This is a genomic window from Vibrio nigripulchritudo ATCC 27043 (assembly GCF_000222685.1).
GTDB lineage: Bacteria > Pseudomonadota > Gammaproteobacteria > Enterobacterales > Vibrionaceae > Vibrio > Vibrio nigripulchritudo.
Map to the genome: position 1 here is coordinate 1 of NZ_AFWJ01000328.1, position 19,513 is coordinate 19,513.

General features: G+C 48.9%; 19 protein-coding genes, 1 pseudogene and 1 riboswitch. Of the genes and pseudogenes, 1 reads left to right on the plus strand and 19 read right to left on the minus strand.

Annotation, left to right across the window (positions count from 1 at the left end):
• Positions 1-35 precede the first annotated feature (35 nt).
• From RH89_RS28075 to metK, 19 genes are all read right to left on the minus strand, one after another.
• Positions 36-599 (minus strand): YqgE/AlgH family protein, encoded by a 564-nt coding sequence (locus RH89_RS28075; RefSeq protein ID WP_004409298.1) that lies wholly within the window; start codon positions 597-599, stop codon positions 36-38.
• 26 nt (positions 600-625) lie between these two features.
• Positions 626-1,573, minus strand: coding sequence for a glutathione synthase (gshB, locus tag RH89_RS28080; protein WP_004409301.1), 948 nt, complete (start codon positions 1,571-1,573; stop codon positions 626-628).
• Positions 1,574-1,587: 14 nt separating this feature from the next.
• On the minus strand, positions 1,588-2,319 hold the full coding sequence (gene rsmE, locus RH89_RS28085) for a 16S rRNA (uracil(1498)-N(3))-methyltransferase (RefSeq protein WP_004409303.1): 732 nt from the start codon (positions 2,317-2,319) through the stop codon (positions 1,588-1,590).
• A gap of 105 nt (positions 2,320-2,424) precedes the next feature.
• A complete protein-coding gene (locus RH89_RS28090) occupies positions 2,425-3,126 on the minus strand; it encodes an endonuclease (RefSeq protein ID WP_004409306.1) in 702 nt (233 codons plus the stop codon).
• 87 nt (positions 3,127-3,213) lie between these two features.
• On the minus strand, positions 3,214-3,714 hold the full coding sequence (locus RH89_RS28095; protein WP_004409307.1) for a SprT family zinc-dependent metalloprotease: 501 nt from the start codon (positions 3,712-3,714) through the stop codon (positions 3,214-3,216).
• Between the two features lie 53 nt (positions 3,715-3,767).
• The gene (locus tag RH89_RS28100) at positions 3,768-4,565 is read right to left on the minus strand and encodes a DUF2189 domain-containing protein (protein ID WP_004409309.1); all 798 of its coding nucleotides are present in this window, start codon (positions 4,563-4,565) and stop codon (positions 3,768-3,770) included.
• A 335-nt stretch (positions 4,566-4,900) separates the two neighbouring features.
• Positions 4,901-6,205: a cobyrinic acid a,c-diamide synthase CobB gene (locus RH89_RS28105; protein WP_004409314.1), complete on the minus strand. Its 1,305-nt coding sequence runs from the start codon at positions 6,203-6,205 to the stop codon at positions 4,901-4,903.
• A gap of 27 nt (positions 6,206-6,232) precedes the next feature.
• On the minus strand, positions 6,233-7,009 hold the full coding sequence (cobM, locus tag RH89_RS28110; RefSeq protein ID WP_004409317.1) for a precorrin-4 C(11)-methyltransferase: 777 nt from the start codon (positions 7,007-7,009) through the stop codon (positions 6,233-6,235).
• Position 7,010: 1 nt separating this feature from the next.
• Positions 7,011-7,829 (minus strand): precorrin-3B C(17)-methyltransferase, encoded by an 819-nt coding sequence (cobJ, locus tag RH89_RS28115; protein ID WP_004409319.1) that lies wholly within the window; start codon positions 7,827-7,829, stop codon positions 7,011-7,013.
• Between the two features lie 2 nt (positions 7,830-7,831).
• On the minus strand, positions 7,832-8,674 hold the full coding sequence (locus RH89_RS28120; RefSeq protein ID WP_004409321.1) for a sirohydrochlorin cobaltochelatase: 843 nt from the start codon (positions 8,672-8,674) through the stop codon (positions 7,832-7,834).
• Positions 8,675-8,741: 67 nt separating this feature from the next.
• Positions 8,742-10,346 (minus strand): cobalamin biosynthesis protein, encoded by a 1,605-nt coding sequence (locus RH89_RS28125; RefSeq protein WP_004409322.1) that lies wholly within the window; start codon positions 10,344-10,346, stop codon positions 8,742-8,744.
• The gene (cobI, locus tag RH89_RS28130) at positions 10,346-11,131 is read right to left on the minus strand and encodes a precorrin-2 C(20)-methyltransferase (protein ID WP_004409323.1); all 786 of its coding nucleotides are present in this window, start codon (positions 11,129-11,131) and stop codon (positions 10,346-10,348) included. Before cobI ends, RH89_RS28125 begins: the two co-directional genes overlap by 1 nt.
• A gap of 52 nt (positions 11,132-11,183) precedes the next feature.
• Positions 11,184-12,458 carry a bifunctional cobalt-precorrin-7 (C(5))-methyltransferase/cobalt-precorrin-6B (C(15))-methyltransferase gene (locus RH89_RS28135; RefSeq protein WP_004409329.1) on the minus strand — a complete coding sequence of 425 codons (1,275 nt, stop codon included), beginning with the start codon at positions 12,456-12,458 and terminating at the stop codon, positions 11,184-11,186.
• Positions 12,455-13,114, minus strand: coding sequence for a precorrin-8X methylmutase (locus RH89_RS28140; RefSeq protein ID WP_004409332.1), 660 nt, complete (start codon positions 13,112-13,114; stop codon positions 12,455-12,457). Before RH89_RS28140 ends, RH89_RS28135 begins: the two co-directional genes overlap by 4 nt.
• Positions 13,111-14,310: a cobalt-precorrin-5B (C(1))-methyltransferase gene (locus RH89_RS28145; protein WP_004409333.1), complete on the minus strand. Its 1,200-nt coding sequence runs from the start codon at positions 14,308-14,310 to the stop codon at positions 13,111-13,113. The genes RH89_RS28140 and RH89_RS28145 overlap by 4 nt, the downstream gene beginning before the upstream one ends.
• A 108-nt stretch (positions 14,311-14,418) precedes the next feature.
• Positions 14,419-14,549, minus strand: a riboswitch (cobalamin riboswitch).
• A 21-nt stretch (positions 14,550-14,570) separates the two neighbouring features.
• Positions 14,571-15,611 carry a FecCD family ABC transporter permease gene (locus tag RH89_RS28150; RefSeq protein WP_004409334.1) on the minus strand — a complete coding sequence of 347 codons (1,041 nt, stop codon included), beginning with the start codon at positions 15,609-15,611 and terminating at the stop codon, positions 14,571-14,573.
• A complete protein-coding gene (locus RH89_RS28155) occupies positions 15,598-16,548 on the minus strand; it encodes an ABC transporter substrate-binding protein (RefSeq protein ID WP_004409335.1) in 951 nt (316 codons plus the stop codon). The genes RH89_RS28150 and RH89_RS28155 overlap by 14 nt, the downstream gene beginning before the upstream one ends.
• Position 16,549: 1 nt before the next feature.
• Positions 16,550-17,257: an ABC transporter ATP-binding protein gene (locus RH89_RS28160; RefSeq protein ID WP_004409336.1), complete on the minus strand. Its 708-nt coding sequence runs from the start codon at positions 17,255-17,257 to the stop codon at positions 16,550-16,552.
• A gap of 251 nt (positions 17,258-17,508) precedes the next feature.
• On the minus strand, positions 17,509-18,660 hold the full coding sequence (gene metK, locus RH89_RS28165; protein ID WP_004409338.1) for a methionine adenosyltransferase: 1,152 nt from the start codon (positions 18,658-18,660) through the stop codon (positions 17,509-17,511).
• A 322-nt stretch (positions 18,661-18,982) separates the two neighbouring features.
• Here metK and RH89_RS28170 point away from each other — a divergent pair.
• A pseudogene (locus RH89_RS28170) lies at positions 18,983-19,513 on the plus strand (transketolase); the annotation flags it as partial.

Below are 19,513 nucleotides of genomic sequence, written 5' to 3' on the forward strand. Positions count from 1 at the left end.
GTTCGAGTGCTGGTATTTTCGGTTATTTGAATTAGCTAGGCGTGTCCAACCTGTGAAGAAAGCTGGCTGGCATCAATGCCTAACATCTGAACCGCTTTTTTCCAGCGCTCGTGAATTGGCGTGTTAAAGATGACATTCGGGTCTGCTTCGATAGTGAGCCAGGAGTTATCCGCTAACTCACTTTCTAATTGACCCGCTTCCCAGCCTGAATAGCCCAGAGCCACAACGTAGTTATCTGGCTCTGCTTCGGTACCTAAAACGCTTAAAATGTCCTTAGAGGTAGTAACCGCAAGTGATTGGGTCATCTGAATGCTGGACTGGTAATGATCTTTGGGTTCATGAAGTATAAATCCGCGATCTTCCGCAACCGGACCGCCATTGAGAACGGGTTTCTCTAAACTGTCGGTATTGAGTTGAGGATGCACCGGATCCACTTCAACCTGCTTCAACATGCCGCCCACGGAGATATCAATCGGAGCATTAATGACAATGCCCATAGCGCCATCGTCACTGTGTTCACATAAGTAAACCACAGTGCGCTTAAAAAACGGGTCTTTCATGCCAGGCATGGCGACCAGAAAATGATTCGCTAAATTCATAATATCTCCAGTGTGAGCCTATTTAATTATTTTTGGACTCGACGTTCGATGGCGTCCATCAACTTACCCGTGATAGAAATGTCGAACGCTGCTTCGATTTCACGAATGCAGGTTGGACTGGTGACGTTGATTTCAGTCAGTTTGTCGCCAATCACATCCAAGCCAACAAAGATAAGCCCTTTTTCTTTAAGTGTAGGAGCTACTGCGTTCGCTATCTGTAAATCTGTTTCACTTAATGGTCTCGCTTCCCCTCTGCCCCCTGCGGCAAGGTTTCCGCGGGTTTCGCCTTTCGCTGGAATACGCGCTAAGCAGTAAGGCATAGGCTCGCCGTCCACCACCAAGATACGTTTGTCGCCGTTACTGATGTCCGGTACAAAAGTTTGTGCCATGGCGTAGTTCTGCGCGTGGTTGGTCAGGGTTTCAATGATCACCGATACGTTTGGATCACCTTGTTTCACACGGAAGATAGAGGCGCCGCCCATACCATCCAACGGCTTAAGGATTACGTCACCGTGTTTTTCCTGAAACTCTCGGATTTTTTCCGCTTTGCGTGTAACAATTGTCGTCGGTGTCAATTCTGGGAACCATGCGGTAAACAGCTTCTCGTTACAGTCACGAAGGCTCTGTGGTTTGTTGACGATAAGCGTGCCTTTTTCTTCCGCGCGCTCAAGAATGTACGTCGCGTAGATGAACTCTGTGTCAAACGGAGGATCTTTTCTCATCAAAACCGCATCAAGTTCGGATAGCTCGATAGGCTGTTCGGATTTGAATTCATACCAGCCAGTGGGATCTTCTTTTAACGAGACCACTTTGGTATCCGCAATTGGAGTGCCCTGATCCAGATGAAGATCGTTCATCTCCATGTAGTGGATTTCCCAGCCACGGCGCTGAGCTTCTAACATCATGGCGAAACTGGAGTCCTTCTTGATGTTGATAGAAGAAATAGGATCCATGACTATGCCGATTTTTATCATTCGTTTGTCTCCGTTTATCCAAGGTCGCCAAAGCGGACTTGCAATGCTGTAATTGCGGTTAACGCTGCAGTTTCGGTTCTCAGCACTCGAGGACCTAGCAACGTTTCTTCAAATTTGTATTTCTCTGTCATGCCGATCTCTTCAGCAGACAGACCCCCTTCCGGACCAATAAGCAAACGCACGCGTGTCATTGGTTCTGGCAGGGTATTGATGGAATATTTTGCTCTGGGGTGCAGATTGAGTTTTAAAGCCTCGCTGGGTTCTGCGCACCATTCTTCAAGCTGCATGATAGGGCGAATTTCTGGCACTGTATTACGACCACATTGTTCGCAAGCGCTTATTGCAATTTTCTGCCACTGAGCCAGTTTCTTCTCGAATCGCTTGGCGTCTAGTTTTACGCCACATCTCTCTGAAATTAAAGGGGTAATGGTATTTACACCCAATTCCACCGACTTTTGAATGGTGAATTCCATTTTTTCGCCACGAGAGATCACCTGCCCAAGGTGGATATTCAGTGGCGATTCGATACTCGATTCAATGCGCTCACGTACCTCGACGGTCACGTTTTTCTTACTCGACTCAACGATAACGGCGGGGAATTCTGCATCGCTACCATCAAACAATAGCACTTCCTGACCCTCGCCCATACGAAGCACTCTGCCTATATGACCTGCGGCATCGTCGCTTAATTTCACCAAGCCCAGTTCTGAAATCTTTTCGGGGTGATAAATTCGAGGGATTCGCATCTACTTTTTCCTGCGTGCTATTGGTCATCAGACCCTAAGTGATTAGTGACTAACATGGATGCTACGCAGGGAAAAAACAAGGGGCGAATGCCCCTTTGGTTAGAGTTAAGAGCGATTTAGGCAGGCTTGATAAACAAAAGGATTATGGTTGCCCTGAATGCGGAAGATGCGCTCATCGCGCGTGCATTCCCATTCGTCCACAGGGAATTGCTTGTTCCAGGCATTCATCAGATTGGTTTGCTGCTTTGAAAGTCGAAAGCCGTACTCTTTACTCATGTAAAGGTAGGTGCGTGCAATGGAGCCTTTGGCGCGATCTGGCGGCATTACTTTTCGTTGCTTGAAGTTAACCTGAACTTCGCATTGACCATAAGTGGCTCCGTCTATCCCATTCCACTGACTGAAATTGTAGTTAGAGCGATCGCCATTTACTTCGCCAATCGCGGGTGCCAGATTGTGTAAGTCGGCTTCCATCAGTTTGAAAGTTTTGTCGTTTCGGGTGCAGTTCTTTCTGCCGCCATTCTGCCAGCATTGTCTCTGGTGACCGAACTGCCAGGCTGGCACCACGTGTTCCCATTCAATTCGCGAGGCACGCTTGAGTTGTTTCCTTACTTCATAACCACAGCCATTAAGGTCGGGAATGCCCTTCTTTCCTTTCCACTGAATATCGCAGTCGCAGTAAAAACTGATGGGGTGGTCGGCGTAAATCTTCACCGCTTCTTTTTTGGCTTTAGAAAAAGAAGAGGGAGGAGCAGCATTTAAAGTAACGGGTAGAACAGCAAGCGTGATTAAAATTGGGTAGAGCTTCATAGTTATTGATAATTAGGATTATTAATAAAATGAAGTCTAGCAATGAGATGATAATTTTATCTATAGATAAGCGTTAAATTAACAAAACTAAGACAGTTGAGTACCTGTAAATTTGAGCTCTCCCTTACAGGAACGACATTGATAGCTCGTCTGACCGCGTTGTATTTTGTTGTGCCTGCGTATCGTCAGAGCATGAACCTGACACTCGCAGCGGTACTCAAAGGTCTTCCCTTGTACGTCTTTTACATCGAACTGGTGAGTGGTATTGGCTTTCACCCCCAGCACTTCTTCCATCACATATCGCCACTCCGCACCATGCGGTTTTACACGTCCAAATTGTTGGTAAGTGATGAGGTGCGCCACCTCATGTGGGATGACCTCTTTGTAAAACGCTTCTTGATTGCCTGCAAACAAGGTGGGGTTTAGCCGGATTTCCCAGCTTTGAAGATACGCCTTTCCAGCCGCTTTCCCACGCACGTTGAAATTCCAGACCGGAACGGGAAAGGAGCAACCGAACTTGTTTTCAGCCTGTCGAATACAGCGCCGAATGATCTGGTCGATAGTGTAGCTGGTGGTTGGATTGAGCATAAAAAAGCAGCCTCTGTGACGAGGCTGCTATTGTACTGAAAATGCGGAGCTTGTTAATGGTGACGACGCTGTATTGTTGCCTCGTAGCCATGCCAGGTGCCAAAGCCCAAGATAGGCATGACGATCATCATACCCAGACCAAAGGTCGCAAAACCGATGATAAGCCCACCACATATGATGAATGCCCAAACAATCATGGCTGGGATATTGGATTTCACCGCGTTGAAGCTGGTGAACACTGCGGTCATGATGTCCACTCTGCGTTCCATCATCATTGGAATGGAAAAGACAGAGATACAGAAAATGATGGTTGAAAGCACAAGCCCGATAAGGGACCCGATCACCAGAAACGGCAGGAAGTCAGCAATAGGTGCACCTTCTACAGAAGGGTAGAGCGCATGAAGTAACGCTGCTATTCGCATCCAGAATATCATGGCGATGCTGAGCATCAGGGCAAATCCCCACTGTGATACTGAATTACGTCCGATGGCGTGCATGGAATGGAGTAGCTTGGGTTTGTGTCCTTTTTCAAGTTCCCACGCCGCATCATATAAGCCAAGTGCGAGGAACGGACCAATAAGCATGTAGACGATAAGACTTGGCAGTACCACTAAGTGTGTACCTTGCCAGTACACCAGACCCACAACGCCAATTGCCGCTGCGGTAAAACAGAGACCATAAAAAGCGCTGATTAAAGGTGTTCGCATTAAGTCATTTACAGCCATGGCAAGCCAGTGAAATGGCTCGGTGATGCCGATTTTATTACAAGGTATGGTTCTGGCGTATTCTGAATCTGGAATGACGTGTTCTTTTTTATCAGAGACGTCATTTGGACTGAGTGTACGAGGCATAGACCCTCCATGACCGATTCTGCTTGAACTCCGGAGTACTCAACGCTGGCGGAGCTTACTCACAAAACCGAGTTTGAATTTTCCCAGGGCGTGCCGACCTTTTGTGGTTCAACTTTCTCAACAGGGGTCACACACCCATCATCCATAGGTGCTCGATGCCTCGCAGGCGATCAATTTTTGTAAGCGGCGCATCGACTTTACAACGTTAACAATACCCTTTCTCTGAGAAAGGTTGTTAACATTATGTTAACTATTAACTATCCAGAGATAAATATCAAACTTCTTTCGGCTCAATTCTGGGATTTGTTATTGATCACAAGAGAGATGGGTTGACTTCAGAATAAAGTGCCTCGAAATATTTTTACAATAAGATCAGGATTATAAGGAAAATACCAGTGAGCATATGAGGCTACCGTGGCGTGTTTTACCCATACAGGATCGGTTGGGGTTCCATATTGGGAGAGTGGTTCGGTCAGCATTTTTTCTTCGCTAACGGTCTTTGAGTAGTGAAAAGTGTGTCCGCGTAATGGCTGACCCTGGATACTGGCTTCCAAAATGCCTAGGGCAGCCAGCTTATTTTGCATGTAAGCGTTGGCATTCAAAGCGCCCACTAACTTTTTCGTCTGATCGTTCTTATCCGTCAGTGTTTTGTTCAGATATAGCATGCCGCCACATTCAGCCAGACAAGGCTTACCCTGCTTGATGTGCTCTAAGATCTGATGATTCAGAGACTCGTTGCTCGCCAGTTTCTCCATATAAAGTTCTGGATAGCCGCCTGGCAGGTATAGCGCATCACATTGGGGTAGCTCGTCCTGCGCAAGGGGCGAAAAGTATGTCAGCGTCGCGCCTAATGATTCCAGCAGGTCAATGTTCGCCTGATACAAAAAAGCAAAGCTGGCGTCGTTGGCGATAGCAATTGTCTGGTCTTTCAGTGTACCTGTGACGTCTGGTTTGGATTGAGCTGGTGGATGAAATGATTGGGGAGGAGGTAAGGGAATGTCACCAAACTCACTAGTCAATTGGGCGGCGCGATCAAGCCGTTGTTCAATGTCATCCAGTTCTTGTGCCTGCACTAGTCCGAGGTGACGCTCGGGCAGTGAAAGATCCATGTCTTTCGGTAACCAACCGCAAAAAGCCGTTTCTGGTTTCAGGCTTTCTTTCAGCATTTCAGAGTGTCTTTTTGACCCTACACGATTCGCCACTACCCCAAAGACATCAATATCATCCCGGTAAGTCGATAAACCATGCACCAGAGCACCAAAGGTTTGTGCCATTGCGCCAGCATCCACCACCGCGAGCATGGGTAGCTGAAATTTAGCGGCAATGTCAGCACTGGAGCACTTGCCATCAAACATGCCCATGACACCTTCGATAAGAATGACATCCGCTTCCTGAGCCGCCTTGAAGAGCAAACGCTGGCACTCGGCTTCTCCGCACATCCATAAGTCTAGTTGATAGACTGGAGCCCCTGAAGCGATAGATAGAAACTGGGGATCGATAAAGTCAGGACCCGTTTTAAAGACGCGAACCTTTTTCCCCTGCTGAGTCAGTGCTCGTGCGAGCGCAGCAACAACCGTGGTTTTTCCACTTCCAGATGATGGTGCTCCGACAACCAAAGCGGAGCAATAAGCGGTTTCCATATGTTTTTCCTTATCTTCAGCTATCAATCACTCAGATTCATTCGTGATGATACGCGCCTGTCGACAGGCGTGTGAGAAAGTGGGGTCATAAAGTTTAGAATCGACAAAGCTGTTGTCGCCCAGCACTTTGCTGACAATAATCATTGCGGTTGAGCGAATCCCCTCATCATGCATGATTTGAGCAATGGTGCTTAATGTACCACGAAAAATTCGTTGTTCAGGATGACTGGCTTTTTCGACCACTGCGACTGGCCAGTCAGGAGGGTAGACATCGGACAGCTCCCTCACGACTTTGCTAATGAGTGTGGCGCTGAGAAATAAACATAACGTTGCCTCATGAGACGCCAGTGACCGCAAGTTCTCTTTCTCGGGAACAGGAGTACGACCTGATGCTCGGCTGAGGATAATGGTCTGACACTTTTCAGGAAGCGTCAGCTCTTGCCCGAGTGCAGCGGCGCTGGCTTGAAATGAACTCACCCCCGGTACGACCTTCCAGTCGATTCCTAACTCATTTAAGCGGCGAGTTTGTTCAGCTAACGATGAGTAAATAGAAAGGTCGCCAGTTTGAACTCGGGCGACATGTTCCCCTTTCTCGTGAGCGTTCTGGTAAACGCGAGTCAGATCATTCAGATCCATGTCCGCAGAGTTGTAAACCTGCGCATCAGGTCGAGCGCGTTCAATGACCGCTCTGGGCACCAGGCTACCTGCGTAAACCACGACAGGGCACTCTTCGACAAGCCTAGCCCCTTTTACGGTGATCAAATCTGGATCGCCCGGACCGGCACCAATAAAATAAACCGTCATGTCAGTTCACCTCATCTTTCATTTTCAGTGAGTGTCCACGTTTCTGCCCGTCGAGTACCGAACCGTTTTTAAGCTGATATTTATTGGTGTAGCCTCTGGGTGTAATGATCCAGTCGCCAAAGCGATAGCTGTTGCTATTGCCGACCACGACTGCCGCATTCATACCAAACTCCACCTGAGTAAACTCAGCCAGAGTGGTCAGTGTGACTTGCTGATCTTCGCGGTAGGCAGCATTGACGACGGCAACGGGTGTACTTGGATCTTTATGTTTCAGCAAGATCTCACGAGCAGTTTCGATATGTTGGGTTCGCTTTTTGGATCTCGGGTTATAAAACGTGATGGCAAAATCAGCGATAGCAGCGGCTTCAATGCGCTTGGTGATCACATCCCAAGGAGTGAGTAGATCCGACAAAGAGATGGTGCAACTGTCGTGACCGAGCGGAGCACCAACCAATGATGCACACGCGTTGGCTGCGGTAATGCCGGGAATAATATCTAACTCAATCTGCTGATTTAGCTGAGGGTTTTGCTCAAGCAGTTCCAGCACCAGTGGCGCCATGGCGTACATGCCCGAGTCTCCTGAGCACACCAGAACCACTTGCTTGCCTTTGGCTGCCTCTTCCACCGCCGCCTGCGCGCGATCCCACTCGCGTGTCATCCCACTTTGGATGACTTCCTGCTCAACAATCAGTTCGTCGATAAGCTCAACATACGCTTTGTAACCTGCGACCACATCAGCAGTTTTAATGGCGTGCTGCGCGGCTGGCGTAACAAGATCAATAAAGCCCGGTCCAAGACCAATCAAGGTTAATTTTGCCATGACTAGAGCACTCCTTCGGGAGCGTTAAGACGAATCAATCCTTCTTTAATCTGCCTGTCGATAACGTCCAGAAGCTCAGGCATGTCCAGCATACAGAATTTGTCACCTTGAACAGGTTCTGCAATTTTCACTTCGGCATCTTCGGACAAAGCTTCTTTGATCTCGTTGAGATCATTAATGAAGTGGTTACCGGAAACCAAAAGTAACGGAACTAAGTTTAGTACTGGCTTGCCACCACCGGTATGGAGCGCTTTTATGCGGCTGAGCATTTCATCTTTCAGCAATTGGAAAGGCCACGCTCCTTCGAGTGAACAGGCGAAGTTGCGTTCAGACAGGCTACTCAGAAAGTCAGCGCTGTAGTGAATCGCCTGATGCCCCGGGTTGTCGAGCATAGGGGCACCGTGATGAATGAACACATTAAAATGCTCTCTAGGCATGAAACGTTCGTGCAAGGCAGAAATCAGTCGGGTGGCGAGCTGGCTATGGTGCATGATGGCTGGTGTCTGTTCGATACGGGCTAAGGAGAATTGCTTGAATCCGTCGACAATGGATGTCAGGTATCGGTGTTCATCGGTCGGGAACAGGTACACGGAAACCACTAGAATTCGCTCATAACCTTGTGTATCGAGATCAGCCAGAACTTGCGGAAGGCTAAAACATTGATTGTCTTTACGCGCCAGCTTTTTGATCACCATTTTCGAGCTGGTGGCGACACGAACATGAGTGTCGGGGTAGGTCTCGCGAACACGCGCAGCCAAGTTTTCATAACGCTGCTGTTCAATCACACTGCCAAAGCAGCTAAGAACAATGGCGGTGCCTTGATTGTAATGACGAAGTCGTTTCATGGGTTAACTATCCTTATTTTTTGTATTGGTCTTATTGTTTGTATTGGTCTTATTGTTTGTTTTGGTCTTATAGTTTGTTTAGCTCATCGGCACTTTCGATAGGTGCGATGTATTGCGGATCGAGCCATTGTTTGAGTGGCTTACGCTCGACCAGATGTGTGAAAAGTTCTTTCCAGGTCTGCTCGGTAAACTGATCAATCCCTTTCACCCATAAGCCGTTGTTGATGGGTGTTTCATTGGGTTGAAGGCGTTCGTAGATCACCATCGCCGCACGGTTTCGGCAGGTGCCTGCGCAGTGCGTACGGCTGATTTTGATTCGCTGCTCTCCACTGGCAAAACCAATTGATTTGAGCACTTGCCGTAGGTCATGGGCGAGGTTCTTACTGCCTTCTTTGGCGCAGCGCCCTCCCTCGCAGAGCAGAATGTGGTGGCGGTGATAAAGCATGGGGCGGTTGAGATCGACGTGCTTGGGTTTGCACTGGAATCCATCAACCACTTCGTTACCATGCAGGTTGATTTTGACGTCTTTGTCGAGCCAGTTTTTCCATTTCTTTTTGGCAAGAGGTTCATCATAAGTGATGCGACAGCACGCAAGAGTCATGTTGAAGCCATCCTGCTTGAACTTCCATTTAGGAACGAGGAGTTGAGTACGGGCAGAATGTTTGAGTGCAGACGCTTCTGCCACTGATGAAACGCTCGTAATTTTCTTTACGTAATCTGAAGGGTTCTCAATCCCTTCCACTCCATCTAACTCGCTGGCTGAATAAGTATGAAATGGAATCTGCTCCTGCTCAGAAAGCGCCAGAATACCTTGTTCTTCGGCTTTTAATGCGATGCTTGCCAGTGAGGAAATGCTGTATTTAGACAGATTATGCTCTTCAAGAAATTGATGAATGCCTGCCTGAAGTACCTGCAACGGAGTGTTGCGATCGCATCCAATACCAAGAACTAATGACTTAGGTCGCCACAGTACAGTTTTGCTTTGCCACAACGTATAGCCCTTTGGGGTCTCCTCATCTGAGATAAGCACCAGTCCATCCCACTCAGCAGGCTCCACTTTCGTGAGATCTGCATGAGACAAATCCGGGTGCGTCATGATGTGGCGGGGCATAGAGCGTTTGTGCTGCCACCAGTTTTGTTCACCAGCATGCTGAACAATCAATACACGTTTCTCGTTGACGACGGCGGCACTGGTTGCCGTGATGGCTGGCTCACATTCAGGATCGAGCGTCCAGCCAAAAGGGGCTCCCAACATATCAACTGACAGGCTGTCAGCGACATCCGATGCGGTAGTAATCACGGGCGTGGCACTAAGCGCTTGTGATATTTGCAGTGCAATAGCATTTGCTCCGCCTCGGTGCCCTGAAAGCATTGGAATCACAAACTGCCCGTGATCATCAATGCAAACTACCCCCGGGTCGGTTCGTTTGTCCCGAAGGAGTGGACCTATCATTCGGCTAACGATCCCTGCTGCGAAAAAGCAGATATGGTGATCGTAATCGGCAAATTTTTCGGTGAAGAAGCCTGATAAAGGCAGGGTAAGACTATTGGCATCTGGGTATTCTTCTTTCCCCACAGGTGCGACGAACACGTCTGCAAACAGAAAGGTCTGAGCCAGCCGTCGAGCCTGCCTTGCGCCGTGCAAGGTAATGGCGTAAATCGCAATCTTCATCAGGCTCTCCTGCTTTCCAATACGGCACAGGGTTGTGACTGTGTTGTGCCTCGAAGTACTCCGCGACGTGAGCGGACAGAGAGCTGAACCATAGAAAAATAACGATGCTCATTCGGCACATCATTGAGATTGGTGTACACCTCTTGCTGCTCGGTGGTGGCGTGAGAAACATATGTTGCGCAGTCCAGCATGTTCATCGCCTGAAGCTGTTTAGTGAGCTTAGGAATAACCCGACCGGCTTTGATGAGCATGATGGTGTCAAAATCCAGTACCAGCCTCTCAAGACATTCCAGCCCCCAAGTGGCGGGGACCACACAGAAACGCTCCTGACCGTCTGCCAGAGGGATTTTGGTCTGAGACGGGATTGCCGTAACCGAGGTAATGCCCGGAATGATTACTGGGTCGAGCTCGGGCAAAATCTCAGAAAGTTCTTCCTGAATATAAGCCCAGGTGCTGTAGACGGAAGGATCGCCCTCGGTCGCAAACGCGACGGATTTCCCCTGCCTTAGCAGGCACGCAATGGTTTCAGCGGCTTTTTGCCAGGCGGGAATATTGACATTGGGATCTCGCGTCATCGGGAAGTGAAGAAACATCACTTTCCCTCGCATGTCGCTTCTTCTCAGGCTGCCATCGACAATGTGTTGAGCAAAGGACTGCTGACTCCCGGCGTCTTTTTCCGGGAAGGCAACAACATCAGCCTGGCTTAAAATACGGTGTGCTTTTAGCGTTAATAGCTCCGGGTCACCGGTACCCACGCCGACCGCATACATAGTTCCTAATTTCATTTTGACTTTCTCATTATTGTATTTTTATGTTGTGTTTTCCTGACCGCGGTATTTATCCAGCCTGCGGTTTGGTGAATGTGAATAAGTGAATAGGGTTCTCTGCCTGATAACGCGTGTAATGCGCCAGAGGCACTCCGTTAGAAACGGTAACCAGCTGAACGTGAGTCGGTGCCTGGCTCTCTTTGCTCCACTGATGAAGTTCACAGGTAGAGTCGACCGTGACGGCGGAGCCAACAATGACACCTCCGGGTTTCAGTGCTTCCCAGCAGGTATCCAGAATCGACGTCATATTGCCTCGGCTCCCACCAACAAAGATGCTGTCGGGTGCCGGGAGATGTTCAAGCTGGTTAGGCGCTTTATCCTTAATCAACCTGACATTGTCTGTGCCGTGAGCTTTTAGGTTGGCTTCGATCGACTCGTAACATTCCGGATTGGACTCGATGGTGAACACCTGCCCCAGATAACATTGTTTCGCCGCTTCGATAGCGACAGAACCAGAACCCGTACCGATATCCCATACCACAGATTGGGGCTGTATGCGCATTGACGAGAGAGCTAAGTGGCGAACGGGCTGTTTAGTGATTAGCCCGCGTTTGGGGGTTCGCTTCATAAAATCATCATCACTGGCGTACTGACCCGCTATCCCCCAGGCATATGGTTCTGCTCTGTGTAGAATCAGTACATTGAGCGAAGAAAAGTCCCCTGAAGCGCATCTGGCAAGATCGTCTAACGACCATTTCGTAACTTTTTCTTCGGTTGATCCCAAACTCTCACAGACCCAAACCAGCCAGCCTTGCTGGGTGTAGTTGATAAGGTGTGCTGCAATTCTTGCGGGGTGATTGTGAGCATCGGTTAGCAGGCAGTAACTTGTTCCCCACTGGATCTGGCTAGCGAGTCCTTGAATGACGTCGTCATGCTGTTTACGGCCATGCAGCGAGATGGCTTTCATGTCCTGCCACGGGAGCCCGACTCGGCTGCAGGCTAGTTGCATGGATGACGGGGAGGGAATAAAGCGCACTTCGTAATGAGGCAACTTATTCAATATCGACTGACCGATACCAAAGAAAAGCGGGTCGCCAGAGGCAAGCACAACAACGCTACCTTCCTCACTTTCTTCTAATACTTTAGCAAACCAAGGCTGGTAGCCCTGATTCATGGACAAACGTTCCCCTTTGAATTGTGGGAACCAGTCCAGAAGACGGTCGTTACCTGCGATGACTCTTGCCGATTCCACGGCATTCACTGCTCGGCTGGTTAAGCTCAGGCACCCGTCTTCGGGTACACCAATTACCGTGACAGCGGCATTTGTTAATGTTGCGCAAGTCATTGTATCGACTCCGCGAGCAGAGCATGGATAGTAGATACCACCAGCGGGCTGCCCCCCTTGCGACCCAGGCTAGCAATGTAAGGCACCTGATTTTGCTCTGTCAGTGCCTGTTTGGATTCATCGGCTTTAACGAAACCCACGGGGATACCAATGATTAATGCGGGCTTTGCCTCGCCAGCTTCTATCATTCGAAGCAGTTCCAGCAAAGCAGTTGGAGCGTTCCCGACCCCGACAATGGCACCGTCAAGTTGCCCGCTATCTCGTGCATAGCGCATGGCGTGAATCGCACGTGTCTCTCCAGTCGCTTTTGCGGTATGGATTACGTCGGGGTGGCTGATAAAACAGTGTGCCTGATTACCATAAACCTTTAGTCGGGTCTGATTCAGGCCTGTGACGATCATACTGACATCCGTGATGATATTGGCGCCAGATTTAAGTGCTGAAATGGCTGTTTCGATGGCGTTGTCGCTGAATCGATAGAGCTGCGCGTATTCGAAATCGCCTGTGGTATGAATGGCGCGACGAACGACATTCCACTCACCCTTTTGAAATGAATGCCCTCCGTGAAGCGTCTCTATTTCGTGGTCGATGATCGAGAACGAGTCACTTTCTATTTGCTGACCTTGCTTGGTCATTTGACGCATATCGTTGGTCATTGAGCCTCCTGTTGAGTGGCATGGGTATTTGATGAGTCTGGGGTTTTCGGTATATCCCCTTTCGGACAGGCGTGTTCCGCCAGCAAATCGCCATTAAAGTCGATCAGTTTGAATTCGATACTCACTGCGTGTTTCACGTAGATGGCGGCATGTTCCGCCGCCTGTTGGCACAGAACGGATAAAAACAGTGGGTTGGGAACTGAGCGAGTGCTTTGTGCTTCTTTCCAGATTTCAAGCACATGTCTTCCCGTATTGGCTTGCCTGATCTGGTTGGCAAAGTCGCTCGATTCGCCAACCTGAATGGCGAGATCAGCCAGCAGTGAAAAATCGATCGCTTTGCCTGAAACATGAGTCATCATGTGCCCTGCAACCATTTTTCCTAGCTTGCCAATCATGGCAACGACGGTCACTTTATCCACCTGATAGCGTTTGGCAGAGCGAAGCCCCATGCCGACAAAGTCCCCAGCCTGAATAAAACACATTGAAGGGTAGTCGGGGAGCATGGTCATTGCTGATTTTTCCGTTCGCGACCCGGTAGTAAGCACTAAATGGTTCTGCCCATTCTGCCGAGCGATCTGAACCGATTGACGGACAGACGCCGAGAACGCGGACGTTGAGTAGGGCTTCACCGTGCCGCGAGTGCCCAGAATGGAGATACCCCCGATGAGCCCAAGCCTTGGACCAATCGTTTCCTTAGCCCGCTCTTCACCATCTGGAACACAAAATTCCAGAGATATGCCCGCAGCTTGTCTTTGCGATGAGGTGGACTGATTCCATTCCAGCATCACCATATCCAGAATGTTTTTGCGTGGAACCGGGTTGATGGCAGCTTCTCCAACTGGAAGCTCCAGACCGGGCAGAGTTACCCGCGCTACGCCAACTCCTCCTTCTATGGTGAACCCGGGAGTGGGTTGCCATCGAGCAATACACTGAATGTGCGCTTCATGAGTACAGTCAGGGTCGTCACCCGCATCTTTAATAACACTGGCGGTTACCGTTTGTTTCGTTATGTGGATAAAAGCCACTTTAAACGTAGCGGGTTCACCGTTAGGTAAGGTGATGGAAATGTAGTCAGGCTGGTGGCTTGTCAACAGAGTCTGAACCGCTGCTCTGCTTGCCGCAGCGGCGCAAGCTCCTGTGGTAAATCCACTTCGGAGTTCTGACTTGTTTTTTGAGCGTTTAACTTTCGTGACCACTGTATTCTCATCTAAGCTAGCGAAGTTTTTTGAATACAGAGCGCTCCCCTGAGGTCACAAGGAAGTAAAAGGTATTTGAGTAATCCCGCTCGGTATTCATGTGTGTTCAGGTATTCTGACTTACGATGTCGAGGAACTCGCCGCGGTTTACTCCTTCCCAAATCCTTTGATTCAGTGGCTTGTAAAACGCTCATCGCTTACAGCTGCGGGTACAGTTCAGGAGTTACACCTGATTCCCTGAGGGTTGTTTACATTACAATCTACGTTTTACTGTCTTCTCCGTTTTCTCGCTTCTCCATCAGAATCGAGATAATAAACAAGGCACCAAATGCAGTGGTGACGACGCCTAAAGGCAATTCTTGTGGTGCAGCAAGCGTTCTGGCGAGAATGTCACTAAGCAGCATCACCAGCGCACCTATCAGTGCCGATGTTATGAGCAGCTTTTTGTGTAATGGTCCGGCTATTTTCTTTGCGATGTGCGGCACCATCAGACCGATAAAGCCCACGACGCCGATGATCGAGACGAAGCATGACGTCGCAAAAGCACAGACAACAAACACCACGGTTTGCAGCTTTTTGGTATTGACGCCCATGGTTTGGGCAACATCATCTCCGGCAAGTAAACAGTCGAGCTGGCGGTAGCAGAGCGCTCCCAATATCCCCAACACTGCTAGTCCGGTAATCACGATGAGAAGGTTGTCCCAACGTGCACTGCCTAAACCGCCCAGTGACCAGAAAAGGATGGAGTGAGCGGCACGTTGGTCGCCATTAAAAACTAAAAAATTCGTGAGTGCCGTGAACAGAAACGAAATCGCTAGCCCTGCCAGAACGATCTGAGATGACGCTTGTCCACGCACTTTTCTGACCAGAAACAGCACCGCGGTGGCGGAAACTATGCCTCCGATAAATGAGGCGAGGGGAAGCGTCCAGATGCCTATGGTGCTCCCGATAACCGTGATGACAAATACGGCGCCGGTCGCCGCACCAGATGACAAGCCAAAGATAAAAGGGTCGGCAAGATCGTTTTTAGTGACGGTTTGCAACAGCGCCCCGACAACCCCCAGACCCGCTCCACAGATCATTGCTACTAAAGTTCTGGGAAGGCGCAAATGCAACACCACTTGAGCGATAGGCGTATCTATATTGGATTCCAATGCCTTCGAGACAACCTCGATAACCTGCGCCAGGGAAAGGTTAACGCTCCCCAGGCTCAAGGAAAGCAAGGCTAACGCCATGAACAGTACACTGAACATGGCGGTGCTCAGCGTGACTGGATTGAAAAGAAGGCTACGGCTGTTCATTGATCGCCTGAACACGAGTCGCCAGTTTTTCAATGGCATCTAGATTAGCCGGTCCCGGCGTGATTTCCTCATAGCGCAAGGGTAGGTATTGACTGAATTTCACCGCAGCTGTGGTTTTCATAGCCGGGTGCTTTTCTAGGAAACGCTGCATCCCTTTGGCTCCCGTACCATTTTGATAATCCAAAAGAATAATCAAATCTGGGTTATGCAATGCCACGGATTCCCAAGAGGTTACACCCCAGCTTATGTCGAGATCTTTCATAATGTTCTCGCCACCAGCCGCTTCAATCATGGCGCTGACAATGGCGTATTTACCAGCCGTAAAAGGCTTGTCTTCGCCTGAATCGTAAAGAAAGACTTTGAGAGGTTTTTGTCCTTTGGTGCTGTTCTGAATCTTGGTTAACTGGCTTTTCCAGTCCGAGATCAACTGTGTTGCTTTGTCCTGTTTCCCGAATAAGGTGGCAAGGCGGTTCACATCATCGAACATCTGCTCCATGGTGGCGGGCTTTTTGTTTTTCAGAATATGGCTGCAGCTTTCATTCAGGATAAGGGTATCGGTGCCAAACTCTTTCAGTGCTTCAGGTGTTACGGAGCCGCCAAGTCTCATTCCATAATTCCAACCAGCAAAAAACACATCGGGTTTGGCATTAACCAATACTTCCAAAGAAGGGTACTTCGGCGCCAGCTCTGGAATACTGCCTTGCAACTGCTTAAAAGCTGGAGTGGTTTTGTAGTACCCACTAATACCAGTTACGCCAATCATGTGTTCATTAAGCCCTAGCGCAAACGCCATTTCCGACATATTGATATCGTGGGTGATCAAGGTTTTCGGAGGAGTATCCAGAGTAAGCGGTGTTCCGCAGTTATCGACGGTGATTTGAGCGTGAATGGGCGCAGTAAAGAGTAAGCAGAGTGCTGAGGCGAAAATTCTTTTCATCTTAAGTCGTTCCTTGGACCAGTTCTATATCAAGAAAAGGGCTGGTGTTTAAAGTCCGTGTGTTGGTGGCATGGATGACGTCCACATCAAAAATGGATTGAAGCTGCTGTTGAGAAAGCAAGGTTTCAGAGCGACCTTTTGCGATAAGTCTGCCGCGTTCCAGTATGGCAATGTGAGTAGCAAATTTAGCGGCAAGGGTAATGTCGTGGAGTGAACAAATCAGAGTGGTGTTCTTTTGTTTGAGCAGTGATAGCACTTCACCTTGTGCACATGGATCTAGATGATTAAGCGGTTCATCCAAAACCATAAATTCGGTTTGCTGGCATAGGGCTCTGGCAAGATGTGCCCGCTGCTTCTGACCTCCCGACAATTGCCCGAGCCTCTTATCCAGCAAGGAATCGATTTTCAATGCTCTGGTCACTGTCTCGATAAATGGCTGGGAGGGGAGTGGCGGTGAGGAAGTCAGTCGAATGTACTCTCGCAACGTTAAGCGACCATCAACATTACTGTGTTGAGGGACATAGCTGATGAGTTTCGCTTTGTCCTCATGCTTCATGCGACTGAGCGACTTCTGATTAAAGGTCACGTCACCAGTAAACGGGAGTAAATTGGCGATGGCTTTCAGTAAAGAGGTTTTGCCAGAACCATTACGCCCGATGATCACCCAGCGTTCATTTCTTTGAATTTCAAGATCCAAAGGATGAAGCACAAGTGCCTGTTGTAACTGGACCGAAAGGTTGTGGCAATGGAGCATGAGCAGCAGAGAATGATAGTTATTTAGTGCGTCTCTGCAATCTATCGGGTTAACGTTTGCGTGACTTTGATCTAGGCACGTAAAATCCCCACAAATTCAAATTAAATTAATGATGTAGCAGGTATTCGAGAGGTGACATGGATGTAAAAAAGCCTCTGAGAATCAGAGGCTTTCGAATTCGTTATTTGTCTGAAAAGGTAAGAACCTTACAGACCAGCAAACTCGCGCAGAATTACTGCTTTATCTGTTGCTTCCCATGGGAATTCTTCACGACCGAAGTGACCGTAAGCTGCTGTCTTCTGGTAGATAGGCTGAAGCAGGTTCAGCATTTCCTGAAGACCGTATGGGCGTAGGTCGAAGTTCTGACGAACGGCTTCGATGATGATGTCGTGAGACACTTTCTCAGTACCGAAAGTTTCCACCATGATAGACGTTGGATCAGCAACACCGATAGCGTAAGAAAGCTGAATCTCACAACGGTCAGCCAGACCTGCAGCAACGATGTTCTTCGCAACGTAACGTGCAGCGTAAGCGGCACTGCGGTCAACTTTTGATGGATCTTTACCAGAGAATGCACCGCCACCGTGACGAGCTGCGCCGCCGTAGGTATCAACGATGATCTTACGACCAGTCAGACCACAGTCACCCATAGGACCACCGATAACAAAACGACCAGTTGGGTTGATGAAGAACTTAGTCTCTTTGTTCAGCCACTCAGAAGGCAGTACTGGCTTGATGATTTCTTCCATTACTGCTTCACGCAGGTCAGGCGTTGAAACCGAATCACAGTGCTGAGTTGAAAGTACAACTGCATCGATGCCTACGATCTTACCTTGATCGTATTGGAACGTTACCTGAGATTTTGCATCTGGGCGCAACCAAGGAAGTGTTTCGTTTTTACGAACTTCCGCTTGCTTTTGAACCAGTAGGTGAGAGTAAGTGATTGGAGCTGGCATGAATACATCAGTTTCATTGGTTGCGTAACCAAACATGATGCCCTGATCGCCTGCGCCTTGTTCTTTAGGATCAGACTTATCAACACCCTGATTGATGTCTGGAGACTGCTTACCGATGGTGTTCAGAACTGCACAGGAATCTGCATCGAAACCCATGTCTGAGTGAACATAGCCGATGTCACGAACCGTCTGGCGTGTCAGCTCTTCGATGTCTACCCATGCTGAAGTGGTGATTTCACCACCCACCATTACCATGCCCGTCTTCACATAGGTTTCACACGCTACGCGAGCTTTTGGGTCTTGTGCCAGAATCGCATCAAGAACTGCATCAGAAATTTGGTCTGCAATCTTATCTGGATGACCTTCTGAAACAGACTCAGAAGTGAATAGGTGCTTTGCCATGATAGCTCCACTAAAAAAGGTGAAGAGACCGGTTTTATGTAACCCATCTCGTTTAAATACAGTATTTTTTGTAGGTGTTTCTACATCTAGACGTCTATTCTAATTTCGAAAAGGCAGATTTCAAGCAAATTTTGTACATATCTCATAACCAATCGATTGCGCAATGTTGCGTATTTTCGAAGACGTTGGCGCAGATTGTAGAAAAAGAGTAGTGAACGTCACGAAAATGGTCGGTAAATCGATTGCAGCACCTATTGTGCTTTGCGACAATACGCCCTCACAATTTCTACTTTCAATTCGCTTAATGCATTCAGGAGCAGACATGTCCTCTCGTAAACATCTGGCTAACGCAATTCGTGCTCTGAGCATGGATGGCGTTCAAGCAGCGAACTCCGGTCACCCAGGCGCACCTATGGGTATGGCAGACATCGCTGAAGTCCTTTGGCGCTCTCACCTAAACCACAACCCATCGAACCCTGAGTGGGCAGACCGCGACCGCTTTGTGCTGTCTAACGGTCACGGCTCGATGCTGATTTACTCTCTGCTTCATCTGGCGGGTTACGATTTGCCAATCGAAGAGTTGAAGAACTTCCGTCAACTGCACTCTAAGACCCCAGGTCACCCAGAATACGGTTACGCACCAGGTGTTGAGACGACGACAGGTCCTCTGGGTCAGGGCATCACCAACGCCGTGGGCATGGCACTGGCAGAGAAATCTCTGGCGGCACAGTTCAACAAAGACGGTCACGACATTGTTGACCACTTCACTTATGCTTTCATGGGCGACGGCTGTCTGATGGAAGGCATCTCGCACGAAGCGTGTTCACTTGCAGGCACATTGGGTCTTGGCAAG